The 24,006-nt window shown below is 60.3% G+C and carries 25 protein-coding genes and 1 pseudogene; 4 read left to right on the top strand and 22 right to left on the bottom strand.

All coding sequences use genetic code 11. The annotated features are described in order from the left end of the window. The first annotated feature begins 197 nt into the window (after positions 1–197). Together MRBLSP13_RS08805 and MRBLSP13_RS08800 are read left to right on the top strand one after the other, a co-directional pair. Complete coding sequence (locus MRBLSP13_RS08805) at positions 198–1,883, top strand: sensor histidine kinase (RefSeq protein ID WP_363753996.1); 1,686 nt, start codon at positions 198–200, stop codon at positions 1,881–1,883. Next, the gene (locus MRBLSP13_RS08800) at positions 1,880–2,539 is read left to right on the top strand and encodes a response regulator transcription factor (RefSeq protein WP_363735115.1); all 660 of its coding nucleotides are present in this window, start codon (positions 1,880–1,882) and stop codon (positions 2,537–2,539) included. Before MRBLSP13_RS08805 ends, MRBLSP13_RS08800 begins: the two co-directional genes overlap by 4 nt. Positions 2,540–2,739: 200 nt before the next feature. Here the strand turns inward: MRBLSP13_RS08800 and MRBLSP13_RS08795 are convergent, their stop codons facing one another. From MRBLSP13_RS08795 to uvrC, 18 genes are all read right to left on the bottom strand, one after another. After that, positions 2,740–3,264, bottom strand: a complete 525-nt coding sequence (locus MRBLSP13_RS08795; RefSeq protein ID WP_363735116.1) for an A24 family peptidase — start codon at positions 3,262–3,264, stop codon at positions 2,740–2,742. Next, positions 3,261–4,073, bottom strand: coding sequence for a hypothetical protein (locus MRBLSP13_RS08790; protein ID WP_363735117.1), 813 nt, complete (start codon positions 4,071–4,073; stop codon positions 3,261–3,263). Before MRBLSP13_RS08790 ends, MRBLSP13_RS08795 begins: the two co-directional genes overlap by 4 nt. Further along, a complete protein-coding gene (locus MRBLSP13_RS08785; protein WP_363735118.1) occupies positions 4,070–4,843 on the bottom strand; it encodes a tetratricopeptide repeat protein in 774 nt (257 codons plus the stop codon). The genes MRBLSP13_RS08790 and MRBLSP13_RS08785 overlap by 4 nt, the downstream gene beginning before the upstream one ends. 18 nt (positions 4,844–4,861) lie before the next feature. Next, positions 4,862–5,830: a type II secretion system F family protein gene (locus MRBLSP13_RS08780; RefSeq protein WP_363735119.1), complete on the bottom strand. Its 969-nt coding sequence runs from the start codon at positions 5,828–5,830 to the stop codon at positions 4,862–4,864. 4 nt (positions 5,831–5,834) lie between these two features. Further along, on the bottom strand, positions 5,835–6,836 hold the full coding sequence (locus MRBLSP13_RS08775; RefSeq protein ID WP_363735120.1) for a type II secretion system F family protein: 1,002 nt from the start codon (positions 6,834–6,836) through the stop codon (positions 5,835–5,837). Next, the gene (locus MRBLSP13_RS08770) at positions 6,836–8,191 is read right to left on the bottom strand and encodes a CpaF family protein (RefSeq protein WP_363735121.1); all 1,356 of its coding nucleotides are present in this window, start codon (positions 8,189–8,191) and stop codon (positions 6,836–6,838) included. Before MRBLSP13_RS08770 ends, MRBLSP13_RS08775 begins: the two co-directional genes overlap by 1 nt. Then, a complete protein-coding gene (locus tag MRBLSP13_RS08765; protein ID WP_363735122.1) occupies positions 8,191–9,402 on the bottom strand; it encodes an AAA family ATPase in 1,212 nt (403 codons plus the stop codon). The genes MRBLSP13_RS08770 and MRBLSP13_RS08765 overlap by 1 nt, the downstream gene beginning before the upstream one ends. A 20-nt stretch (positions 9,403–9,422) precedes the next feature. Beyond that, positions 9,423–10,067 (bottom strand): TadE/TadG family type IV pilus assembly protein, encoded by a 645-nt coding sequence (locus MRBLSP13_RS08760; RefSeq protein ID WP_363735123.1) that lies wholly within the window; start codon positions 10,065–10,067, stop codon positions 9,423–9,425. Further along, complete coding sequence (locus tag MRBLSP13_RS08755; RefSeq protein ID WP_363735125.1) at positions 10,067–10,576, bottom strand: TadE family protein; 510 nt, start codon at positions 10,574–10,576, stop codon at positions 10,067–10,069. Before MRBLSP13_RS08755 ends, MRBLSP13_RS08760 begins: the two co-directional genes overlap by 1 nt. A 4-nt stretch (positions 10,577–10,580) precedes the next feature. Next, on the bottom strand, positions 10,581–12,197 hold the full coding sequence (locus tag MRBLSP13_RS08750; RefSeq protein WP_363753993.1) for a pilus assembly protein TadG-related protein: 1,617 nt from the start codon (positions 12,195–12,197) through the stop codon (positions 10,581–10,583). A 22-nt stretch (positions 12,198–12,219) separates the two neighbouring features. Further along, positions 12,220–12,495 carry a hypothetical protein gene (locus tag MRBLSP13_RS08745; protein WP_363735127.1) on the bottom strand — a complete coding sequence of 92 codons (276 nt, stop codon included), beginning with the start codon at positions 12,493–12,495 and terminating at the stop codon, positions 12,220–12,222. Between the two features lie 14 nt (positions 12,496–12,509). Beyond that, entirely contained in the window at positions 12,510–14,027 is a 1,518-nt protein-coding gene (locus MRBLSP13_RS08740) for a type II and III secretion system protein family protein (RefSeq protein WP_363753990.1), read from the bottom strand. Then, entirely contained in the window at positions 14,014–14,943 is a 930-nt protein-coding gene (gene cpaB, locus MRBLSP13_RS08735; protein ID WP_208108026.1) for a Flp pilus assembly protein CpaB, read from the bottom strand. The genes MRBLSP13_RS08740 and cpaB overlap by 14 nt, the downstream gene beginning before the upstream one ends. Positions 14,944–15,010: 67 nt before the next feature. Further along, positions 15,011–15,208 (bottom strand): Flp family type IVb pilin, encoded by a 198-nt coding sequence (locus tag MRBLSP13_RS08730; RefSeq protein ID WP_133651823.1) that lies wholly within the window; start codon positions 15,206–15,208, stop codon positions 15,011–15,013. A 22-nt stretch (positions 15,209–15,230) separates the two neighbouring features. Beyond that, complete coding sequence (locus MRBLSP13_RS08725; RefSeq protein ID WP_133651822.1) at positions 15,231–15,422, bottom strand: Flp family type IVb pilin; 192 nt, start codon at positions 15,420–15,422, stop codon at positions 15,231–15,233. Between the two features lie 654 nt (positions 15,423–16,076). Continuing rightward, positions 16,077–16,862: a DUF2569 domain-containing protein gene (locus MRBLSP13_RS08720; RefSeq protein ID WP_363753986.1), complete on the bottom strand. Its 786-nt coding sequence runs from the start codon at positions 16,860–16,862 to the stop codon at positions 16,077–16,079. A 147-nt stretch (positions 16,863–17,009) separates the two neighbouring features. Then, positions 17,010–18,665 (bottom strand): sensor histidine kinase, encoded by a 1,656-nt coding sequence (locus tag MRBLSP13_RS08715; protein ID WP_363753983.1) that lies wholly within the window; start codon positions 18,663–18,665, stop codon positions 17,010–17,012. A 173-nt stretch (positions 18,666–18,838) separates the two neighbouring features. Continuing rightward, positions 18,839–20,752: an excinuclease ABC subunit UvrC gene (gene uvrC / locus MRBLSP13_RS08710; protein ID WP_363753981.1), complete on the bottom strand. Its 1,914-nt coding sequence runs from the start codon at positions 20,750–20,752 to the stop codon at positions 18,839–18,841. A gap of 91 nt (positions 20,753–20,843) precedes the next feature. Here uvrC and MRBLSP13_RS22425 point away from each other — a divergent pair. Together MRBLSP13_RS22425 and MRBLSP13_RS22420 are read left to right on the top strand one after the other, a co-directional pair. Beyond that, positions 20,844–20,954: pseudogene (locus MRBLSP13_RS22425) on the top strand (NAD(P)-dependent alcohol dehydrogenase); the annotation flags it as partial. Between the two features lie 112 nt (positions 20,955–21,066). Further along, entirely contained in the window at positions 21,067–21,465 is a 399-nt protein-coding gene (locus MRBLSP13_RS22420) for a hypothetical protein (protein WP_414714707.1), read from the top strand. A gap of 284 nt (positions 21,466–21,749) precedes the next feature. On the opposite strand, the gene MRBLSP13_RS08700 is transcribed toward MRBLSP13_RS22420, so the two are convergent. From MRBLSP13_RS08700 to MRBLSP13_RS08685, 4 genes are all read right to left on the bottom strand, one after another. Next, positions 21,750–22,364, bottom strand: coding sequence for a F0F1 ATP synthase subunit B (locus MRBLSP13_RS08700; RefSeq protein WP_363735137.1), 615 nt, complete (start codon positions 22,362–22,364; stop codon positions 21,750–21,752). Continuing rightward, positions 22,357–22,851, bottom strand: a complete 495-nt coding sequence (locus tag MRBLSP13_RS08695) for an ATPase (RefSeq protein WP_363735138.1) — start codon at positions 22,849–22,851, stop codon at positions 22,357–22,359. The genes MRBLSP13_RS08700 and MRBLSP13_RS08695 overlap by 8 nt, the downstream gene beginning before the upstream one ends. Before the next feature lie 88 nt (positions 22,852–22,939). After that, positions 22,940–23,167 carry a F0F1 ATP synthase subunit C gene (locus MRBLSP13_RS08690; protein WP_004207392.1) on the bottom strand — a complete coding sequence of 76 codons (228 nt, stop codon included), beginning with the start codon at positions 23,165–23,167 and terminating at the stop codon, positions 22,940–22,942. Between the two features lie 53 nt (positions 23,168–23,220). Then, positions 23,221–24,006 (bottom strand): F0F1 ATP synthase subunit A, encoded by a 786-nt coding sequence (locus tag MRBLSP13_RS08685; protein WP_133651818.1) that lies wholly within the window; start codon positions 24,004–24,006, stop codon positions 23,221–23,223.

The following is a 24,006-nucleotide window of genomic DNA, read 5'->3' as shown; positions in this document are numbered from 1 at the left end:
ATCGGCCCGCAGCCCCCCGCGCCATCCATCTCCTCTTCGGCTCGACTGTCCCAGAATCGCGCAGAAATCGCCGCCCAGGGCAAGGCCGCCTTTTGATATAGGTTGCTTTTCCATCAGGCCATGCGCACAATCATGCGGGGACTTGTCGGGGGACAAATTTCACCATGTATCACATGCCCTTGGCATCATCTTCCGCGATGGACCGCCTGGTGCTTTGGCTGGGACGTTCGCCGACGCTGGGTTTTGCCATATCCCGCGTCGCCTTTTCGGCTGCGGCGACGTGGCAGATCGAAGCGATGTTCAGCAACGAGCCGGATTTCGCCCACACGGCCTTGCTGCTGAAGGCTGCCGTGTGGACATGGACGGCGATCAGCATCGCGCAAAATTCGCTGACGCCGCCTCTGGGCCTGCTGCTGCGTCCCATTTTCCTGATATTCGACCTTATCGCCTTCCTGACGGTCATCGTGCTGTGCGAACCCTTGCAGATCGCGGCGCTGGGTTGCCTGTTCTTCGTCGCCTGGTCAGCATCCGACCGTTTCGGTCGCGGGGCGGTCCTCATCCTGGGGATATGCCTGATCTTCGCTTTCATCGCGCGGGGATATTATGAAAGCTGGGCTTCGGCCCGCCACGTGGCCGCAGTGGACCGCGCGATCGACAGCCTGACCATCGTCATCGGCTGCGTCATCGCGGCATCCATGTTGAGCTTGAACATATTGGAGCGGCGACTGATAAGCTGGTCGGAAAGGCTGCAAGGGGTCGGCCTGTCCTTCCAGAAGTCGCTGGCGCAATTTCTGGTGGAGCAGGTCTCCCAGTTGATGAACTCCCGCTATTGCGCGTTCGTGTGGGAAATGATGGACGATACCACCGTCCACTGCGAACTGTACGACGGCGACGGCGTGCGGCATCTCATTCTGCCACAGAAGCAGATTGACGGGCTGTCGAATGTCACCCCGCGCGAAGCGCCCTTCCTCTATTCCACCCAGTCGCCACGGCTGTTGCTGCGCAGCCGCCTCGGCATATTGCGGAACGAGCGGGCACCGGATCTGGTCGACAGCATATCCGACGTCTTCGGCGCAGGTCAGGGCGCGAGCATCCATATCCAGGCGGGCGAACTGCGCGGCAGGCTGTTCATCGGGACCAGCCATGGCTGGTCGCCCGCCGTGCTGTTGCGTTGCCTTCGCATACAGGAGGGGATCGACCTTTTCCTGGAGCGCCATTTCTTCTTCCTCGCCTGGCGCCAGCGCACCTTTGCCGAAGCGCGCCAGGCGCTGAGCCGCGATCTTCACGACAGCGTGCTGCAGACATTGGCCGCGCTTCGCGTCCGGCTGGCGACCACTATCCATGGCCTCTCCAACGCCGCCGTTCCTGACCAGTTGACGGAACTCAGGTCGATGGAGGAACTGGTGACGGCCGAACAGGCGCATCTGCGTCGGTTGCTAAGCCAGCAAAGTCCGGTTGCGGCTGAGACGGATGTCGACCTTGGCCGGGAGGTCGAACGCTGCTGCCGCTTCATCGCCCTGCAATGGGCGATAGATTGCCGCCTGAACCTGGCCGAACGTTCGATGACCGTATCCGCCGAAACGGCGGCGGAAGTCGAATATCTGATCCGCGAGGCCGCGGCCAATGCCGTCAAGCACGCAAATGCGCGCCACATCACCGTATCGATCGCACAGGTCGAGGATGAGATATTGATTGCATTGAAAGACAATCCCGGGCCGCAGGCGGTCGCCCGCGAAAACTATACCGGCGATTTCGAACTCCAGTCGCAGTCCATCATGAAGCGACTGGGCAAGATCGGCGGAACAGCATATTTTCATAATCTGAGTATGAATTCGCTGATCTCGATCAGATTACCCTCCTCCTTACCAAGGTCTCCGATATGATGGCCCAGATAGCGATAGTCGACGATCATCCGATCTTCCTGGATGGCATGGCCCAGTTCCTGAGCTCCCACGGCCATGACATATTGTTCTGCGCCCGGTCGGTCGAAGAAGCGCTGGAACGGATGCAGGCGGGCGAGCCCGACCTGCTCATCCTGGACGTCAGCATGAAGAGCGGCGGCGGTCTTGCGATCCTTTCTGCCGTCCGGAATAGCGGCAGCACCGTACCGGTCATCTTCATGACCGTGCATATCCGCCCGGAACAGACGCTGGAAGCGATCAAGCTGGGCGTTGACGGGGTGGTGCTGAAGGACAGTGACCCCAATGATCTGCTAGGCTGCATCCAGCAGGTCCTGAGCGGCAACAAGAGCATCGCACCCTTCGTCATGGAACAGGCGCTGGTGCACAGCATTTCCGCTCCCGCCAGCGAAGCCAATGTGCTTGCCGTCCTGACCGACCGGGAACTGGAGATCGCCGGCCTGATCCGCGCAGGCCTGCGCAACCGCGAAATAGCGAACCGGTGCGGTTTGACCGAGGGGACAGTGAAGGTCCACCTGCACAGCATCTTCCAGAAATTGAACATCAAGTCGCGATCGGAACTGATCATCATGATGATGTCGATGGACAGCGAAATACCCGCCGTCGGCATGGAGCATTAGAGGACGCAGATCGCGCGCTTCAAATCGTTGCTCTCACATCATTTGAAGCGTAATCCGATCCCTACCTTTCTGCTCGATGCTTCCTTGTTTTCAGCGATTTTCTTAACCAGCAACAGGTTGCGATCGCGTGAAAATCGCCATTGTCTTTTAATGCCGCATTTTCCGAGCCGTTGACCGTAAACGGTCGACTTGAAAATACTCTAGCTGAGCCCGCGAACAAAATCGGGCAGGCGTGCCGCGCCGCTGGGATTGGGGCCGGCCATGTAAAGGGCCATGATCGTGCCCAGGGCAATCGCTACGCCATAGGGTATCGGTCCCTTCTTGTCGAACAAGGCAATGGGGGAGCCTTCCCGTACTCTCTGCGGCACCAGCCGCCGTCCGGCCATGAGCACCAACGCCAGCAAGCCGCCGCCTATGGTGACATAGATCAGCCACGGTATCACGCCCGTCCAGTCAAACCACAGCGCGCATGCTGCCATCAGCTTGACATCGCCACCGCCCATCGCGCGCATGGCGAACAGGCCGCAGCCGACCGCGAACATCCCCAGGAAAACGGTGCCGTTACGCCATATGTCATTTTCCCAGCCGACCGTGGCGACCCAGACCGCATAGAGCCCGACAACCAGCAGGGGAAAGACATTGGATATGCGCAATCGGGCCATGTCCTCCACCGCCGCCGCGATGAGCAGGAGTGAAAGGGCAAGCAGAACCAGATCCTTCATCATTTCCCCGCAGTTTTCATGCCGTCCAAAGCCGCAGCGGCATCCGGCACGAAGCTGTCGCCTTCGGTCATCGCCCGGCTTAGATAGGCCTGCGCCTTGGGCAGGTCGCCCATTCGCATCGCAACCTGTCCGGCGTTGCTGAGCCGGCGCGCCCATTCATCGGCTGTGTCGCCGGGCCGGCGGCTGATATCGCGGCCCGCCATGACATAGGCGGTGTCGCCATTGGCGATGATCCGTACATCGTCCGGCGCGGTTTCGCGCGCCTTGTCGAATATCACCGCGGCCTTCGCTGCCTTCCCCTGCTTGAGCAGCGACAATCCGTAATTGTTGAGAACCTGGGACGGCTTGTCCGTCAATTGATACGCCCGCTCATAAGCGGCATTGCTCAGCGCCCAGGATTGGGCCTCGTCATAAGCAACGGCCAGCGCATTCCAGGAACGCCAGCGTCCCTCGCAATCCGCCACGGCCCGCCGCAACGACTCCAGCGCCTCCTGTGCCCGGCCCAGCCGCAGCAAAGCGATCCCTTTTCCCTCACCGACGCGGCAGTCATTGAGACCGCCCCGCTCCAGCGAGGAGAAACGGGCCAGCGCCTCCTCGTCACGCCGTTTTTCGAGCGCCATGCGCGCATCGGCGATCTCTATCGCCTGCAGCGCGTCCGGTTGCGCGGCGACCCGCCACTGGCCCAACATCGCATCCGCCTGGATGATGCGGCCACCGTCAATCGCGTCATCCACCAGCCGGGCATAATCGAGCGGCGCAGGCGCCGCCCCGGCGACCGGTGTCGCGGCCGCCAGAAGCAGCGCCAGGATCATCCCCTCCGGCCTTTCCGATCGGGCTGCGCCATCGACTTCCACAGCCGTTCAAACAGTCCGTCATAAGCCGGCTTGACGTCCTCGCCTGCGGCAAACTTCGGCAAAGACGCCGCATCCGGCCTGCCGACGGTGATGATCGGAGCCGTCAGTTCAGACCGTGCCTGGCTTTCCGCCACCGTGACGATCCGGGTCGTCAGTTGCGGGTTTGTACGTTCCGTCGCGGCCGCATCCATCGTCCGCAACCGCACTTCTCCCAGAGACATGCGTTCCAGCTCGACGCTTGCCGTTCGTACCGGAGAGCCGACCGGAACCGCCGACGCCAGTTGCGCCAGGGTCGGACGAGCGACGACAGTCGCGCCCTTTGGCGCTGCGCCTGCCTGGGCGAGCAAAGCGTCAGCTTCGCTGTTGAAGCCCTGCGCCGACAGACTCCGCGCGAAATTGCGGGCAATGCGCTGATCTTCCGGCGCACGCGACAACGCCAGTTCGAAAAACTCCCGCGCCAGATCATGCCGTCCCATGGCCGCATAGCTGATCGCGACCCCGTTCAGCCCATGCGCATCGGTCGGATCGCTGCGCACAGCGCGGCGGAACGCATCCAGCGCCAACGCATACTCTCCGCGCGAAAACAGCACGTCACCCCGGACCAGCGCATCCTGCGCTGGTCCGGAGGCTTGCTGGTTGACGGGCCTGATCGAAAGGACGCCCTTTTGCGGCCCGCTGCACGCCGCTGTCGCAATGATGAGAGCGACTGCCACTATAGCTTTGTTCATGGTCCCCCCTCCCCCTTTCTAACGAGTCATGACTGGCAGGATGTCGCGCGCCACGCGAACCACCGCCGGCAACATCAGCACGCCAATCATCACCGGCAGCATGCAGGCGACCAGCGGCACCGACAGCAGAACCGGCAGGCGATGCGCCTTTTCCTCGGCGCGCATCCGCCGCTTCTCGCGCATCTCCGCCGCATAGACGCGCAAGGTCTGTCCAATGCTCGACCCCAGTTGATCGGACTGGATCAACAGCGTCGCAAAGGAGCGGATCTCGTCCACATCGACATCATCCGCCATGCGCCGCAAGGCGTCCTGCCGGCTACGCCCCGCGCGCAGTTCCAGAACGACCTTGCCGAGCGCAGCCGATACCAGCGGATGCGATACCGCCAGTTCCCGGCCCACGCGATCCATGGCCGCCTCCAGTCCAAGCCCCGCCTCGACGCAGACCAGCATCAGGTCCAGGGCGTCGGGAAAGCCGTGTACGATCGCCTCCTGACGCCGCGAAGCCTTTGCCGAAATGTAGAGGTTGGGCATGTAGAGCCCGAGTACCGCCAATATCGACGCCACCATATAGAGCGTCAGCGGAGTGGGCGGTTCCGGATTGCCGAGCGATGTCAGCACGAATATCGCAGGCAAGGTGAATGTCAGCACGAGACGGAAAAAGGTGAAGAGCTTGGGTGCATCCGGCGACATATAGCCGGCCGCGATCAGCCGCCGGCGCAGAGTCACATTGTTCGTGTCGACCAGCGAGATGCCCATTTTCTCGATGCGGTCGATCAGCTTCTTCCATTCGCTGTTGTTGCGATCACCACGCAGCGTCTGACTGCCGGATTGGGATGAGTTGCCTTCACCTACCACGTCCAGCCGGCTGCGCACCCGCGCGTTGCGCATCACCAGTTCCGACAGGCCGAAAACTAATGCAACGATGGCGATGAACAAAAGGCCGAGAATGAACGGCCGCAACTGGGTCAGGAATGCGGGATTCAGCATCGCATCACACCTTTAGATCGACCATGCGGCGTATCGTGACGAAGCCGATGATGTAGAGCAGGATCAAGCCGGTAAAACCGATGATGAACATGTTGTCCTGGGCAACGTCCAGATAAAAGGCCGGATTGACCAGGAACAAGCCACAAAAGGTCAGGATCGGCAATGCGGTCAGCATCACCGCAGTCATTCGACCTTCCGAACTGAGCGCCCGAACCTTCATGAACAGGCTGGCCCGCTCCCGGATCACGGTCGAAAGATTTTCGAGGATCTCGGCAAGATTGCCACCCGTCTCGCTCTGCACCGACAGGGAAATGACGAACATGTGCATCTCGTTCATATCCCAGCGCTCCGCCATGCGCTGCAACGCATCGCGCAGGTCGGCGCCATAGGTGACTTCGTCCACCACGATACCGAATTCGCTGCCGATCGGATCGCGCATCTCCTTGGTCAGCAGGTCGAGCGCAGCGGCGATTGGATGCCCGGCACGGAGACCGCGGACGAAGGTATCCAGCGCCACCGGGAACTGCTCCTCCATCTTCTTGCGCCGCCGCTGGGCAAGGCGGGTCAACACCATCATCGGCAATGCGATGCCCAGCGCACCCGCGAAGGCCAGGGCCATCACGAACATGCCCGCCGTCAGCGCATAACCGGCGACCATTCCGCCGATCATCACCAGCAGGAACAGCACGCCCGCAGCAATCAGCATCAGGGTCAGCACGGTACGCGCCGGAAAAGTCAGTCCGGCGCCATGCAATACCCGCATGACCCCCAATCCAGCACGGCCGAAAAGGGAGCCGCGGTCGAAACTCACCGCCTCATCGCTGCGCCGCAATTTGGAGAGCACCGTGCTGCGTTCGAAACCGGCCGCAATCATCTTCAACCGCCGGTTGACCACGCGATCCGTAGTCGCGCGAGCGCGCATCCAACCTGCAATGCCTTCTATCGTCAGGATCACCGCCGCGAACAGCAGGACGAGGACGAAGGCGCGGATATAGAGCGGTGTCATCAGTGGATCACCGCATCGGGCCGGAACAGTTCCGCCGGAAGCGCGATGCCCCGATCGGCCAGTTCGCTCATGAATTTGGGTCGAATGCCCGTTGCTTCGAAATGACCGCGCACCATGTTGTTCTCATCGCGGCCGGTCATCTTGAAGCGGAAGATTTCCTGCATGGTGATGACTTCCCCCTCCATGCCGGTGATTTCCGAAAGGCTGAGCAGACGGCGACGCCCGTCGGCCAGCCGCCCCACCTGCACGATCACGTTCAATGCAGACGCGATCTGCGCACGGGCGGAGCGCGGCGAAATGTCGATGCCGCTCATGCCGATCATCTGCTCGACACGGGAGAGCGCGTCGCGCGGCGTGTTGGCGTGCACTGTCGTCATCGACCCGTCATGACCCGTATTCATCGCCTGAAGCATATCGAACGCCTCACCTGCTCGGACTTCGCCCACGATGATGCGGTCGGGACGCATGCGCAGGGCATTCTTCACCAGATCGCGCTGGGTGACTTCTCCCTTGCCCTCGATATTGGCGGGACGGGTCTCCAGCCGCGCGACATGGCGCTGCTGCAACTGCAGTTCGGCCGAATCCTCGATGGTGACGATGCGCTCATGCTCGTCGATAGCGGCGGACATCGCGTTGAGCAGCGTCGTCTTGCCTGAACCAGTACCACCGGAAATCAGCACATTGCGCCGCGCCTCCACCACCGCCGACAGGACCTGCGCCATGGGCGCCGGCACGCTGCCCAATTCGGTCAGGCGCGCCATGCTGATCGGCACCTTGGCGAATTTGCGGATGGAAAGCAGCGATCCGTCGATGGCCAGCGGTGGAACCACCGCGTTGACGCGGGAGCCATCGGCCAGGCGGGCATCGACAAAGGGCGATGACTCGTCGATCCGTCGACCAACCGCCGCCACGATCTTCTGGATGATACGCAGAAGATGCTTCTCATCCTTGAACCGGGTGGGCGTTTCGACCAGTCGGCCGTTTCGCTCCACGAAGACGACCTTATGGCCATTCACCAATATGTCGGTGATGCTGTGGTCCTTCAGCAGCGGCTCGAGCGGCCCCAGGCCCAGCAGTTCGTCCAGAATGTCGGAGACCAGGCGGCGGCGCTCCTCCAGGTTAAGCGCATGTTTCTGAAGCGCGAGTTGCTCATGGACGATCTCGCCCACTTCGGCTTCCACCTGTGCCCGCGACATGTTGTCCAGAGCGGAAAGATTGATGAGGTCAATCAGCTTGTGATGCAGCGCCACCTTGAGTTCGGTGTGCCGGTCCTCCTCCAGATGCGAGGCCTCCATCTCGGTCGGCCCGACCTCATCGCGGGGATCGCCACGTTCGCTCTTTCGAATCTGCCACATCAGCCCTTCTCCGCCTGACGTTCGGCCTCAGCGGCCTGAACGCAGCAATCGACAATGTCCTGCATATCCTTGCAGATACGGCTGCGCGCCTTCAGTTCCTGGATCAGCACGCCCTGATCAAGCGCAGAGCTGACCAATGGAAAGTCGTTGGCGATGCTGAGCTTCACCGGATGGTCCAGCGCCGCCGCCGCGTCCTCCAGACCGATGGCGCGGAAGAATTTTTTTTCCACGCGATTGGCGATGACATGGATGCGGGCGGGATCGATGTCCTGATCGCGCAACAGCGAAATCTGGCGCCGCGCCTGCCGCAGGCTGGCGATGGTGAGTTCGCACACCAGGAAAACGACCTGCGAACGGGCCACAAGCGACATTGACCAGTTTGTCCAGTTGCCCGGCAGGTCAAGATAGACCGTATCGAACTGCCGTTGTGCAAGTTCGACGATGCGGAAGACCTGATCGGCATTCACCGCTTCGATCGGCATGATCTCGGTCGGGGCAGTCACCACTCTCAGGCCGGTTGCGGTTTCTACCGTGACACTCCGCAACAGTTCATTGTCGACGCGGCTGCCCGCGTTGAGGAGGTCCGCCAATGTCAGCGTGGAGGAAATCCCCAGGAAGGTGCCCGCATTGCCGAACTGGACATCGAAATCGAACAGGCAGACTTCGCCACCTTTCGCCTTGGCCGAACGCGCGTGCAGGCTAGCCGCCTGCGTCGCGATGGTCGTTGCGCCGACGCCGCCCACGCTCTTGATGATCGACACGAGCTGGCCGGTCTTTACTTCATCCTGCCGACTGGCCGCGATGCGGCTGCGCAGATCGTCCAATATCGCCGTCAGGTCATGGGCGCGCAGGGGCAGTTCGATGACGTCGTTGATCCCGCTGCGCAACAAGGCGCGCACCACGGCGATCTGCGCACCACGCACGGCCGCCACCAGCATCAGCCTGGGATTGGCTGCCCGCAGCCCCGCGAGCCTGATCATGGATGCTTCATCGTCGGGCTGAACCTCGATGATGATCGCCTTGGCTTCGGCCACCAGTTGCGCGGGCACGGCCTCGTTGGCGTCGAGCATGGACAGGGCGAGCGACTGGCCCACCAGTTGATCACCCAATATGTCAGACGCCTGGACCTCCTGCTCCGACAGGATGAGATGAAGCCCCTCATCCCCGATATTGAGGGTCCAGTTCTCGGCGGGTTCCGCTGTGTTTGTCACGATGCCCACTATCTTGTCCCTCAATTTGATGTCGTGCCCTGGCCGTCTTCCATGGTCAGAGCGGCGCTGAAGCTGGGTAGAGTGATGGTGCCTCTGAAAAGCATCAAAAGCATGGGTCGGAAGGTAAGCTGCTTCAGCGAAACCTTCACCAACGGGGAAACGTCCGATCCATTGGGATCGCCTGCATAACCCAGACCCGAATAATCATAATCGACGGTAACATTGGTCGAAGCGATTTCCGGCATGAACAGGCGCATTCGGTTGACGATGTTATTAAATGCCGTCAGCGCGTTGGCTTGGTCGCTATTGCTGGTACCAATTAAATTAGTCGGGCAAATCGCGCCAGTCTTGCAGGAACAATTCACCGCACCGGCATTGATCAAGCAGGACGCACCACCGAATGCCGACTGCGGAATAGGATCGCCTTGGGTAATCGTCGAACCATTTACGAAACTGTAACTTGCAAGCCCATTAGGCACCATATCCGTCGCCACAGCGTATCGCACGCCCATCTGGGTAGCTTTCTCTGCACGGTTCCAAGTCCACATCAGTCGGCCCACATCAACGATGCCGAGCAAAAAGATGATCAGAAGCGGCAAGATCAACGCAAATTCCGCTGCCGAAGAAGCTCGTGTATCGCGAAAGAAGAGAAAGATCTTTTGCATCAAATTCCCTGCACCGTAGCTTCCGATTCAGAAACAAGTTGAGGCGTCAATCTTGTAAAACCAAGCACGTAGAACAGCGATCGATATGGAACGATAGCTGAAACCTTTACCTTGGGTAGATTGGGCATACCCTTGTATATGCCAGAATAATTACCACCCGAAATTGCCGTGCAACTCACGGTTACAGATACGGTCGTGGGAGTTGTCCATCCTGCAAGGCGCGCAGTTCCGCCACTTGTTACCTGACCTGTACGTGTCAAATTCTGCGTGTTCGTGACAACGCTGCTATTGACGCTGCTAGGACAAGTGAAATTGGCGAAAGCCTGCCGCGACGCATAACGTGCGCCATCCCGAACCGCTTTGGCAACGACATGTTCGCTAAGGAAATAATTGCCGAGTTCAAACGAACCGAACATCAGGATGATCAGCAATGGTGTCACCAAAGCCATTTCAGCAGCCGCGGCTGCTTCGGTGCTGTGAATGAGGCGAGAGAGAATCGACCGTGGCATCCCGTCACTCGATCAAATAGGGGACGTTGCGCAGAAATGCCTGCGCAGCGCCGGTTTCACTCAATGGCTCCGCTTCACCTTTGATTTCGACGTAGATATCGCCTTTGTCGGTACGACTCCTGGTCAAGGAAGGTTCTACCAAGAAAACATCGACAAATTTTTCTACTTGGACATTTTTAGTTTGCCCCTGAACACCCTGCGCTGCGCAATTAACCACTGCAACCGACAATATCCGGCGATCGCGAATCTGCGCGCTTGGCGCAACGCCCGTGGCACATACGGGCGCTGAATAGGAATAATAGTTGGTCGTGTTGCCATTACCGTTACCTTGCGAAACCGCAGAGGCAAATTTTGGAGCGAGCGCGCCTGAGGTGGCCTGTTCCCAACGATAGACATCGTATCTCGTCAGGTTGCTGATGCCGCTTTTACCCGCCCAACTGGCTACGGTTGCGGGCGATATACCCGGATGGTTGACTTGGAAATAAAGCGCTCGATCCCACAAACCATCGCCTATGCGGCCATTAGCACAATCTCCGGTGGAACTGACAGCGTGGCATATGTCGCGGGGAAAGCCCATATTGCTTGGTGTGCTCGACACTCGCGATACAGGATCGGGTAAATATTGTGCAGATGGCAACTGCCAGGGATCCGTACCATTACCCACGGAACAATTTAGAGCTGATCCGTTCCCATTACCATTACCATTACCATTACCATTGCTAGTTATATCTGGCCGGACCACATCTTTACGAGTATTAAGTGCCGGGCTGCAATTACCTGAGCCGCTCGCGCAATAATTAACCAGTCCATTTTCGTAAATGTCGAACCGCGTATTGACTGCATCGGTCACCGAAACAGACAAACCGGGCTTGGTGGTGACCTGATCAGCGCTGATGCAATCTCCGCCAGGAACGTTCGCCCCCAACGCAGCTTCAAGCACATTGGCGCCAGAACCAAGATTTGTTTCTAGATATCCAAAATTTCCGGGTGCCCAAGTTCCCCCGCTGCCTCCTGCGACCAGTCGAATACCCTTGCCGATGTCGGTGCTAAGAGGAAAATCCTGCCCGGTTCCTTCCGCCGGGTTGCACATCATCACCGGTGGCACCTTGCAGATCGCGCCGCCCACGCCAGCATAAGCCTTGGCCGATAAGGGGCCGGACGAAAACATCGCCACAATAGGCGTCAAGGCAAAACGAGCCGTGCGCGAATTGACAGTAACCTCGACGAAATTGACATCCGCATCGGTCAGCGTCCCCGTGTCGCTACGATCCTTATTCTTGTAGAATTTGATGAAGCCGGTGCGGTCGCAGGTCGCCTCGTTCGCAACGGTAATGGCGAGACCACTTGCATTACCATCGTTGGCGAAGCGGGCATCGTTCCGAACAAGCGCACTGGCCGCGCTAGCGGCACGGCTGCATGCTCCCGTCTTTCCATCCAACTGCGTCGCCGCCGCCAGCGCCGCCTGATCCGCTGCGTTCTGCAACTCCGAATCCAGCCCCGCCATCCGCGCATAGTCAAAAGCGATCCCGCCCGCCGCGATCAGGCCGAAAAGCGACAGTGCAACCGTCGGCGCAACAGCGCCGCTAGTCGACTGCAACAGGCCTTTCCCACCGCCGGACATGAATTCACTCCTTCTCTCTCGATCAGTTCGCGCCGCCGCCAGAGGAGCCCCCGCTAATGCCGCTGGTCGTACGGATCGACTTGGGCTGTTTCACTTTGTCGGTGCGATAGCGTTCGACCGCCGCCGCGGAAGTCTGCCCGTTACCACCCTCGACCAGCGTTCCTTCATAATGGGGGTCGGGATTGATGACCTGCATCGCGTAATTGCTGCGCACCGCGCCGCCGAAGGTCGGGTCGTTCGCCGTACAGCCCGCCAACAGCGGCAGCAGCAGGGCGCTTCCAAGGTAAAGTGCACGCATCGTCAGCCTCCTGCTCACAGCTCATAGCCGCTGGGCGCCTTGCCCGAAGCGGGCGCTTCCTTCGCCGGCGCCGGTGCGGGCGCGGGTGCATTTTTCGGCGCCTCGGGCGGCATCGCGTTCGGATCGAGCGGATTGATACCCACCGCCTTGTCCGTCCGTCCCATCAGGAACAGGTCCAGTTCATGCGGCGGCGCTACCCGGTCCGTCGGCAGCCGGACATCTTCCGGCCGCATCGGCTTCACCAGACGCGGCGTCACGATGATGACCAGTTCGCTCTCGCTCTTCTGGAAACCGCTCGACCGGAACAGCGCGCCGATGATCGGGATGGAGCCCAGGATCGGGAACTGCCGCACCGTATCCTGGAAATCCTTGCGCAACAGTCCGGCCAGGGCAAAGGACTGCCCGTCGCGCAGTTCCAGCGTCGTGCTGGCTCGCCGCGTTTGCAGCCCTGGGATGGTAAGGCCGTTGACCGTAACCGATGCGGACGGATCGATGGAACTCACCTCAGGTTCCACCACCAGATTGATGATGCCGTCCTCCAGCACCGTGGGCGTGAAACCCAGGCTGACGCCGAAAGGTTTGAATTCGATGGTGATGGCATTGCCGCCCGTGCCGCCGGTGCTGCCGCCGCTGTTGCTCTGCGCGACCGGTATGGGGAACTCGCCGCCTGCCAGGAAGGAGGCGGTTTCACCCGAAAGCGCTATCAGGGTCGGCTCGGCCAGCGTGGTCACAACCCCCTTGCGCTCCAGCGCGTCGAGCGCGGACGTGAGGTTGAGGCTGCCGATCGAATATTTCGCCGCGCCGATGCCGAAACTGTCGAGTATCTTGCTCAGATCAACGATAGGCCGTCCATTGGCGTCAGACAGAAGCGCCGAAGACTGGGCGGCATTGCCGATGCCGCCCACCACCTTGCCGCTGTCCGACAGGAAGGCCGTGTTGATGCCGAACTGCTTGGCCGCGCCGCGCGACATTTCGGAGAAGCGCACTTCCAGCATCACCTGCTGCGCCGCGCCCACCGACATCATGTTGACGACCTTGTCGCCCGCATAGGTCTTGGCGATCTGCATCGCCCGATCGACCGCCGCCGCACTCGACACCGTGCCGGTCAGTACGACTGAATCATTGGAGATCCGCGCCCCGATGGGCTGACCGGGCAGCAGTTCCGACAATTGCCGCTTCAGCGTCACGACATCCGGCCCCACGGCGACATCGACGACCGCGATCATCATATTGCGGCTGTCGTAGAGTGTCAGGCTGGTCGTGCCCATCTTCTTGCCCAGCACATAGACCGATCGGTTGGTCATGGGCAGGACATCGGCGATTTCCGCGTTGCCGACCAATGCCTTCGCAAAGGGCCGGTCCACGGTTAGCACCTGGCTCTTGTTGAGCGGCACGTCGAGTTGACCGGCATGACTGGCGTTGTCGACGCCCAGCGAGGCGATCTGCGCCTGCGCAGGCATGGGCAGCATCGACGCTCCGGCGCCCAGCGCCAGCACGGATGCCAGCATCGGCAAGGATTTAGCGGGAACCATAGCGCTTCACCTCATAGCTGGTGCCAGTCGTGCCGCGCACGATCTCGACCGATGCGGTCGAAGGCAGGGCGTTCGTATTCTTGGGAACGGCGCGCCGGGCGGGCCGGAGGCCGGATGCGACACGCGGTGGCAGATAGGCAAGGTCCGCGACGCGGGCACGAGGGCCAGCATAGCCGCCGACATAGGCGCCGTCGCGCAAATCCTCTATGCCGACGGTCTGTACCGCCGGATTGGGTTTGTCGGTAAGGTTGCGCAGCACGAGCGTGAGTTGCCCGACCTGTTGCGCCAGAACCAGCTTCTGCGCATCGACCTGGTTGACCTCCAGCGTGGCCGTCTTGCCGACCGCGGGGTCTTTCGTGCTGTCATTGGCGTTCTGGTCAATCGCGATCACCCGCGTCCCTTGAAGCAGAACGTCCGTGATCTGCTGGCTGCCACCACCCATCGGATCCTGAAGCGTGCGCGTCACGAACACATCGACGGTGTCGCCGGGAAGCACAAAGCCGCCCGCGGCGGCTACATCGCTTACGCGTACGGCGACGGCCCGCATTTCCGGGGCCAGGACTGCCGACATTGTGGCTCGCCCCCCTTCGCCGGAGAGCTTTGAGGCCAATATGGGTTCGCCCGGTTCGATCTGCCGGATGACCACCCGCCCCTTGCCCAGCGATGTCAGTTGGATAGGGTCACGAAATGATCCGGGCGGCACGGAACTGGCAGGCCAGTCGACCATCCGGATCTTTTCAGGAGTTACTGCCGTGCCAAAGGGCAATGGTACAGTTGCAACGACAATTTTCGCCATACCGCCATCCGCCTGCTGCACCTTCTCGGCGCTGGTCAGATAGCTGTTGGCGATGAAAACGGCTGCCAATCCCAGAAGAATTGCAAAGCCGAGAATTATGAGTGATCTGCGCTGCCCCACGACAACTCCCCCCGGAATTGAAGTTTACAAGGAAGCCAGTCTTTGACCGGCTTCCCCATTTCCGTGATTAGCAGTTTGCCGCCGGTGCATTTCCGGTGCCGACTGTGGCAACGCAATTGGTAGCGGCGTTCATCGAGTTCTTGATCGCGCCGCCAAGGTTCCAGGCAGCGAGAGCAATGCCGGTGCCGACAATCGCCAGGATCAGCGCATATTCAGCAGCCGAAGCGCCGCTTTCGTCAGCCCAAAGATTCTTGATGAAAGTCATGTCCGTAACCCCTTTTAAATGTTTAGCAGCTCGGCTGTGTATTGGTGCCGACGGTCTTGATGCAGTTAGTGGCGGTATTCATCGAATTCTTGATCGCACCGCCCAGGTTCCAGGCCGCCAGCGCAATGCCGGTGCCCACGATCGCCAGGATCAAGGCATATTCAGCAGCCGAAGCGCCGCTCTCGTCGGCCCAGAGGCCTTTCAAAAAGGTCATATCTTTTACCCCTACTCACTGGGAGCGATTCCCAGTTGCCCTTGCTCCGCTCCACGGTAGGGGCCTGTCCACCTCGCGACCCCGGTGCCGGTATGCTCCGGTCACCAGGCAGTTGGCAGTTCCCGTAGAACTTGGGCTCAAATTGAACCAATGCTGACCCAAGTCAACATGGTAAAAAATATCTCTATTTTTCAACCTGTTACGGCAATTTTTTGTTAACCATTTGCCTCAACTACGTTCGTTACCATAAGTAAATGATAGTAGTCACTGAATATATCTTTGGATATATACTTTTGGAAAACGACGGGTTTAAATGAAATTTATTGTAGTTTTTATTTCTCTATATTTCTTACAAAGACAATAAAACGCCCAATAAACAGAATATATCGTGTTTTTTATTTGGAATACGTTAAGATATCTGCGTGATCCGATCGAACCTATTTGCGTATAATATTTTCCGTCGGAAAGCCGAATTACCGGGCAGACTAATACCTTCGGTGTAGGCTATTCGGGACAGTCTGGTTCGAAGACTTGAGCAGCAGAGACGCCCGCCAGCGCACGGATCGTCGCGAATCAGGTGCGACTCGGCGCACAAAGGCCCGTAAACAAAGAGCTTTGCATCTGTCCCGTTCAGGGACAATATTGCCGATATCTTTACGTGACACTCACCCGATGACGGAAGGTGAGGTTCACGCGATCGGACAACAGCAGATAGGGCAGCCAGATCGCGGCACTGATCAGGACCTTCTTCACATTGCCCGTCAGCATGTCCAGCAACGCGGCATCCACGCCCTGCGGCACTTCATTGATCCCCGCGACCAGATGCGCAATGCTCAACTGGGCAAGCAGATCAACGCCCCATACCATCACCAGAAAGCGCGGGAACAAAGGCACCAGGCGCAGCGCCATGGCGAAGGCAAACATGTAAAGGCTGGACAGGATCACCACATCGGCGAGCATCACGGAATAAAGGCTGACGAACCAGGTCGGCGAATAACTGCCCAATGCCGGAATGGAACTCAGAAATTCCAGCGTGCGCACCGGCACGTTCACGGCAATTCCAACCAGCAACGACGCCATCACGCCGTAAAGGCCGAATTGGGACATCTCCCGCGCCTTGAGGCAGTCGACCTTGCGCCAGCGTCCTACCTTCGCCAATCGAAAAGCGGGCTGCGCATGGATGCGCCCAGCCGGAAACAGCTTCAACCCCAGCAGCAGCGATCCGACGGGTGCACCGACGACCAGCAGATAGGGCAGCAGACCCACACCGCTGCCCCACGGCGTTCCGCTATAGGGCGTTGCCGGAAAGGCCAGCCGCATGCCGCAGGCAAAGGCAGCGATCATGATCCAGATTGCAACGATCCGTTCCAGATTGACCTGCATGGACAGCACAACGGTCACGCTCTTGCGGTAAAGATGATCCCTCACCATTCGCACCATGGAACCGGACTTCCTTCCCAACGCCGAAATCTGACCACGACTATCCGCGATGTTGGTAAACGCCGGGTAAATGCGCAGCCGCGAGGAAAGTTCTGCGTGAACTTCAGATATGGTCTGCAAAAGAAGAAAATAAAGCCCGCCGGCGGCTCATTTACGGGGCACGGTGATGCGGATCGTCGTACGGCCGCCAATATTCTGAAGGAACACTTCCCCGCCCAGCATCTGTATCCGCCGCATCAGTGACCGCGAAGGCACCGCCCCGCTCGACCCGAGCCGGGCCATATTCGGCACGCCATCGTCGCTCACCTGAAGGGCAATGCGGTTCCCGTCCGGTTCCAGCGCGAAATTCACGCTGGCGGCCCCGGCATGGCGAACGGCATTGGCGACGATCTCCCGCACGGCGAAACTCAGTTCCCTGCCGATCAGCGCGCTGGTCGCGCAATTGCCGTCCTCCACCTTCAGCTGGCAATCTATACTCCACTGTTCGCCAAGGGAGCGCACCACCATCGCCAGCGTCTCTGGCAGATAGGCGAAATCCTCCTCATCGACCTCCGGATTGATGATCCAGCGAATGGTGGCGATCTGGTCCTTGGCGATGCGGTCGACATTTTCGATCACGGGACGCGCCTCGACCTCGCGCCCGCCCAGCAAGGGGGCGATCTGGAAACGGATGCTGGCCAGCGCCTGCAGGACGCTGTCGTGCAATTCGCGTTGCAAGCGCTCCCGTTCCCGCGCGCCGGCAATGACATGGGCCAGGTCCAGGCTGTTGCGAACGGTAAGTTCCTCGCAAGCGCTTTCGAAAACGCGCTGGGCGATGGCGGCGCGATCTTCATGACAGGGATCGTCCAGGCAGGCCGCGCCGACCGCCTCGAAGGTGCCGATGGTGACCCTGACCGTCAACAGCGTTTCGGCATCCAGCAGCGCCGCCCATGCCCGACCGCCTGCCGACAATGATCCCAATGTGGCTATCCCGTCCGCCGCCAGCGAGATCGACGCGTCCCGGGCTCGATCGTGCCAGCCGGTCTGAACGGCCAGCAGATTGCCGACGCCCATGGAAGGCATTTCCCGCGCAGCGCTGCTGGCGAAGCGCAAGGGCTCATGACTCGCCAGCCGGAACAGCACCGCTCCCTCTTGCCCGCCGGTGGCAAGCCGCAGGGCTTGGAGCAGGAACGGCCCATAATCACGCTTGGCGGGTGGCAACTCCCCCTCCAGCAGCAGCCGGTCGCGCTCGAATTCCAGCAATGTTTCCCGGCGCGGCCCCAGCAGCACTCCCGTCACGAGGATCGCCACCGCCAGATAGCAGGCGCGAAGCACGACCCGCTCCGCTTCCGGTTCTGACGGCAGGGAGGCGATCTGGTCCAGCCATGTCATGGAAACCGCAGCCAGGCCGGCCGCCACAGCGACAAGCAGATGGAGCCGCCGCCGCACGATCAGCGCCACCTCCACCGCAACGAAAAAGCTGCCCGAAAAATAGGGGCTGTTGGAGGGATTGGTGACGAGCAGCAGGGTCAGGAACAGCAAGGTATCCAGGCAGATGACGGGCCGCCTGATCCGCATGTCCATCACCCATGACCGCGACGACAGGAAGACCGCCGAAAGCGCCAGCGCCAGCATGAGCAGGATCACCCCATGCTCCGCAGGCTCCGCCCAGTGACGCGCGCTGGAAAAGCCGAAGCTTACCGCCGCGTAGATCATGGCCAACAACAGCCGCGTATAATCCAGCGTCTGCCAGGGCCGCAGCGCCGACAGGGTCCGCCTGTCCCACCTGCTCAAGCGCATCGCGATTTCGTTCCGCCCGTTCATCGCGTGACGCACATCCCCGATCCGACCCGACGCATGTGTCTGCCGGGCAGCTTCTTATGGAAAGGAAATCATGTTTCGGTCAAATGCGATGATGAGATGCCAACGGGTTCATCACGAGCGCGGCGGACGCTTCAGGCAGGGCAGCCGACATCCGCACCGTGCGCTGCGGTCGCTCAGCCATGAAAATAGTCATAGACCTGCTGCGCCACAACCTTCGAAACACCCGGCGCCTTCAACAGATCTTCCAATGCCGCGCTTTTGACGGCCTTGGCGGTTCCGAAATGCATCAGCAGCGCCTTCTTGCGGGAAGGACCGATGCCCGGCACCTCATCGAGAGAACTGACGGTGATCGCCTTGCTGCGCTTCTGCCGATGCGCGCCGATGGCGAAGCGGTGCGCTTCGTCCCGCAGACGCTGGAGGTAGAAGAGCACGGGATGATTGAGCGGAAAATTGATCTCCCGCCCGTCAGGCATGTGAAAAACCTCCCGCCCTTCGCGCCCATGATGGGGGCCCTTGGCGATGCCGATCATGCAGACATCCTCTATGCCCATATCCTCCAATATCGCGCGAGCAGCGGACAATTGCCCCTTGCCGCCGTCAATCAGGACTAGGTCTGGCCATTCGCCGCTGTCGCGATCTGGATCCTCCCGCGCCGCCCGGCCGAAGCGTCGCTCGAACATCTCGCGCATCATCGCGAAATCGTCCTGTGAGATTTCGGGATTTTTCATGTTGAACTTGCGATAGGCGTTCTTACGGAAACCCTCCGGACCCGCCACCACCATCGCCCCCAGCGCATGGCTGCCCTGGATATGGCTGTTGTCGTAGATCTCTATCCGGTCCGGCACGCCGTCCAGGCCAAATGCCTCGACCATTTCCTCCAGCACCTTCGCCTGCGTCGTCGTTTCGGCGAGACGGCGGTCGAGCGCCTCCACGGCATTGCGCTGCGCCTGTTTGATGAGACGTGTACGGTCGCCGCGCTGAGGGACTTCGATCCTGACCTTCGAGCCGATACGCTCGCGGAGCGCTTGCGCCATCAGGTCGCATTCCGCCGGAGCGCGATCGGCGAGAATCAGCTTGGGCGGTGGCACCTCCTCGTAAAATTGCGCCATGAAGCTGGCCAGCACCTCCTCCTCCGCCACTTCCGCGGTGTGGACGGGGAAAAAGCTGCGATGCCCCCAATTCTGCCCGCCGCGGATGAAGAAGGCCTGTATGCACATGGCGCCGCCCTTGGTCGCGAGCGCGAAAATATCGGCGTCGCCCAGCCCTTCGGCATTGATGGCCTGGCTGCCCTGGATGAAGGTCAGCGCCTTCAGCCGGTCACGCAGAACCGCCGCCTGCTCGAAATCCATCGCATCGGACGCCGCCTGCATCGCCTCGCCCAGCTTCTTCTGCACGGCTGTCGATTTGCCGCCGAGGAAGTCCTGTGCATCCTTCACCAGTTCGCCATAAGCGGCATCGTCGATCCGGCCCACGCAGGGGGCGGAGCAGCGGCGGATCTGATAGAGCAGGCAGGGCCGGGAGCGATTGGCGAAGAAACTGTCGGTGCAACTCCTCAGCAGGAACAGCTTTTGCAACGCATTGATCGTTCGCGCCACCGATCCGGCGCTGGCAAAGGGCCCATAATAGCGTCCCTTAAATTTGCGCGCGCCGCGATGCTTCTGAACGCGTGGAAAATCATGATCTTCACGCAACAGGATGAAGGGGAAGCTCTTGTCGTCGCGCAACAGAACATTATAGGGCGGCCGGAAACGCTTGATAAGTTGCGCCTCCAGCAACAGCGCCTCCGCCTCGCTGTTGGTGGTCACGATCGTCATGGACCGGGTCTGCGCAACCATGCGCTGGAGCCGCTTGGGCAAGCGATCGACCTGCGTATAGTTGGTGACCCGGTTGCGCAGCGCCCGCGCCTTGCCCACATATAGCACGTCGCCCCGCGCATCCTGCATGCGGTAGACGCCCGGTCGCGTCGGCAGGGTTTTGAGCGTCGTGCGGATCGCCTCCACGCCGGCGTCGATGTCGGGCTGACTGCCGGTGACGGTGAAGGTGGCCTTGTCTTCGTGAAAGCGATCGGGTGACTGGGGACGCGACATGAGGCAGAAATAGCGGCGTACGCCCGGATCGCAATGGCATGCAGCCAAATTTAGCGTCCGCGTCGTTGATCCTTCGCCAGCTCCGATCCGAATGGGCGGCACGCGCTATCCCTGCGTTTCCGGGCATGAGGTAGTTGATCGTGTCACCGCCGTCGGTGGCGCAGTCACCCGGTTTAGGGTCAACGACACGGTGGGCGTCGGGTGTATGGTCGACAGTTGCCAGCTTGTTCGGCCTGCAACAAAGGGGCGGAGCAATATTGCGAGAACGGCTTTGTCGGAACCTATAATGGTGCACGCAGGACGCACCTTGCCATATGTTCGGCGGCTATTCGCAGAGCATCACCATCAACGAAAAGTTCGTCCTGAGGATCAGCCATCCCGCGGATCAACTGGCGGCGGTGCCCCCGCTGCTCCGCACAGGCATGATCACCTACTCGCCATTGGCCGGACCCGGCAAGAAAGTCGGCATCGTCGGGATCGGCGGATTGGGTCATATGGGGATGAATCTCGCCCATGCCATGGGCGCCCATGTCGTGGCCCTCACGACGTCAGAGAATAAACGGCAGGATGCGCTGGACCTTGGTGCACGACATCGAAAGCGCCTATGGCAGGATACTGAAAAGCGACGTCAAATATCGCTTCGGCATCGACAACGCGTCACTCGCGGGAAGCTGATAACGGGATCGATGGTCAACCTCATCGCTGGTGCTTGATCGACCCCGCATATGTACAGCTTGAAGACGCCACCCAGAGACGTGCAGAGGAATTTAGTCCCTGTCGATTAAGGTCATGCGGAGAAGTGGAAACCGGCTTTCCGTCGAAATGATGCAGTAACATAGTGAGCGGATTTCGATCTGATTGAAGCAGACCAGCATCCAGATGCTTTGCTTCCCACGATGTCTTGATCAGCAAATGGTTTCTATAGCTTGGGAATCGCACATGAGAAAAAACCGGCGCGTACACCGCACCGGCTTTTCTTTCAGTCTTTGCCGGCCGGTCAGACGGTCGGACCAAGTCCCTTGATCGCATCATCGATCAGCAGTTTGTCTGCCTTGGCATCATGGCCCTGGACGATCAATGCTGCGGCTGCTCCGGTTGCGGCGTTCACAGCTTTCGTCCGAATAGCTGCGACCGCTGCCCGCTCTGCCGCGCCGATCTTGTCCTCCGCCATTTTGTGACGGCGAGCCACCAGCGCGACAGCATTGGCCTTCGCGTCCTCCAGCAGCGTTTCCGCTTCATGCTCGGCCGATTTGCGCATCGCTTCGGCCTCGCCTGCGGCAGCCGCCAGCCTGGCCTCATATTCGGCCTTGAGCGCTTCCGCTTCGGCACGCAGCTTGGAGGCTTCCTCCAATTGCGTCTTGATCTGGGCGATCCGACCATCCAGCGCACCGCCGATGAGACCGGGAACCTTCTTGATCACCAGGATCAGGATGAACACCGTCATCGCCAGGCTGACCCAGGCAGTGGCGTCCATGCCAACAGCCTTGGGGTCGGTATGCGGAACCACGCCCTCATGAGCCACGGTACCGACCGGCTCCATCCCCTCGGAATGGATCGCCTGGTTCAAATGCGGGGCGTCCGCCTCGCTATGCTGTGCTGCTGCCTCAGCCATGGACCAGTGCCGCCTTTACTGCGTTGCGGGCCGCATCCTCCGACGCGTTCACGCCGGAAATACGAGCCACCATGTCGCGCGCTGCATCAGCGGCAACGGTTTCAATCTCTGCCATGGCTGCATCGGTTGCAGCCTTGATGCGGGCTTCGGCCGCATTGATCTGGCTTGCAATATCCGCATCCGCGGCCGCCAGCTTGGCTTCGGAAGCCTTGGCGGCCTCCGCCTTCGCCCTGGCCAAACTTGACTGGGCGGCAGCGCGGCTTTGGGCGTCACGGGCGCGATAGTCGGCCTCCGCCTCGTCGGCGCGAGCAAAAGCTGCCTTGGCGGCGTCCAGATCGCCGGTGATCTTCGCGTCGCGCGCATCAGCCGTCGCCTGGACTTTGGGCACCATGCCGAGGCCGATGACGAAGAAAACGAAACCAAAGGTCAATAGCAGCCAGAAGATCTGCGATGAATAGGTTTCGGCAATTTGCGCGATTTGAGGCATTTTTCGGGTCCGTCCGATCAGGGCGCGGTCAATCAGGGGATAGGCGTGGCGACCAGGCGGCCGTCCATGCCCATCCCAAGGCGACTGTTCAGGCCACGAACACCAGGATCATGGCGATAACGAACGCCAGCAGACCCAGAAGTTCTGCGGCGGCGAAGCCGATGAACAGGCGGCCCTGCTGACCGTCGGCGGCGCCGGGATTGCGCAGTGCGCCTTCGAGGAATGAGCTGAAGACGTTGCCCACACCGAGGGCAGCGATGCCCGCACCGATTGCGGCCAGACCAGCACCGAGCAGCTTTGCGGCTTCTGCGTCCATGTTCTAAACTCCTTTTCTAAACTCTATTCGAACGTTGAGGTAATGGCGGAAAATCAGTGCAGGTTCTCGGCATCGTTGATGTAAACCGAGGTCAACAGCGCGAAAACATAGGCCTGGATCACTGCGACCAGCACTTCCAGAGCGCTGATGCCGATCATCAGGATGAAGCTGGCGCTGCCGACGGTGAGGCCATAGCCGACACCCGCATTCGATGCGTTGATGACGAAGCCCGCCAGCACCTTGAGCAGCACGTGACCGGCGGTCATGGCGACGAACAGTCGCAGGCCGAGACTGAACGGACGCACCATGAACGAGATCAGCTCGATCGGGAAAATGACCGGGATCATCGGCAATGGCGTGCCGTGCGGCACGAACAGCGAGAAGAAGTGCAGGCCATGCTTGTAGAAGCCCACCGCCAGCACGATCGAGAAGCTCATGATCGCGAGCACGCCGGTCGCGGTGAAATGGCTGGTGAAGGTGAAGGGGTGGAGGCCGACGAGACCCAGCGGCAGCAGGCCTAGCAGATTTGCCAGCAGGATGAACATGAACAGCGAGAAGACATAGGGAATATACTTCTTGCCGCCTTCGCCAACATTGGCGATCAACAGGCTCTTGATGAAGCCGGTCATATATTCGACGGCCATCTGCCAGCGACCGGGCACCAGCTCGCGCTTCATGCCGCCCACGACGAAGATCCAGAGCACCACAGCAGCCGCCACCATATAGAGCGCGCTGTTGGTGAAGGCGATGTTGAAGCCGCCGACCGACAGATGATCCGTACCGAACAGCGGTTCGATCGCAAACTGGTGCATCGGATCGATTTTACCGGATTCTGCCAC

Source organism: Sphingobium sp. LSP13-1-1.1 (genome assembly GCF_040676415.1).
Lineage (GTDB): Bacteria > Pseudomonadota > Alphaproteobacteria > Sphingomonadales > Sphingomonadaceae > Sphingobium.
This window is presented reverse-complemented; position numbering and strand designations above follow the sequence as displayed.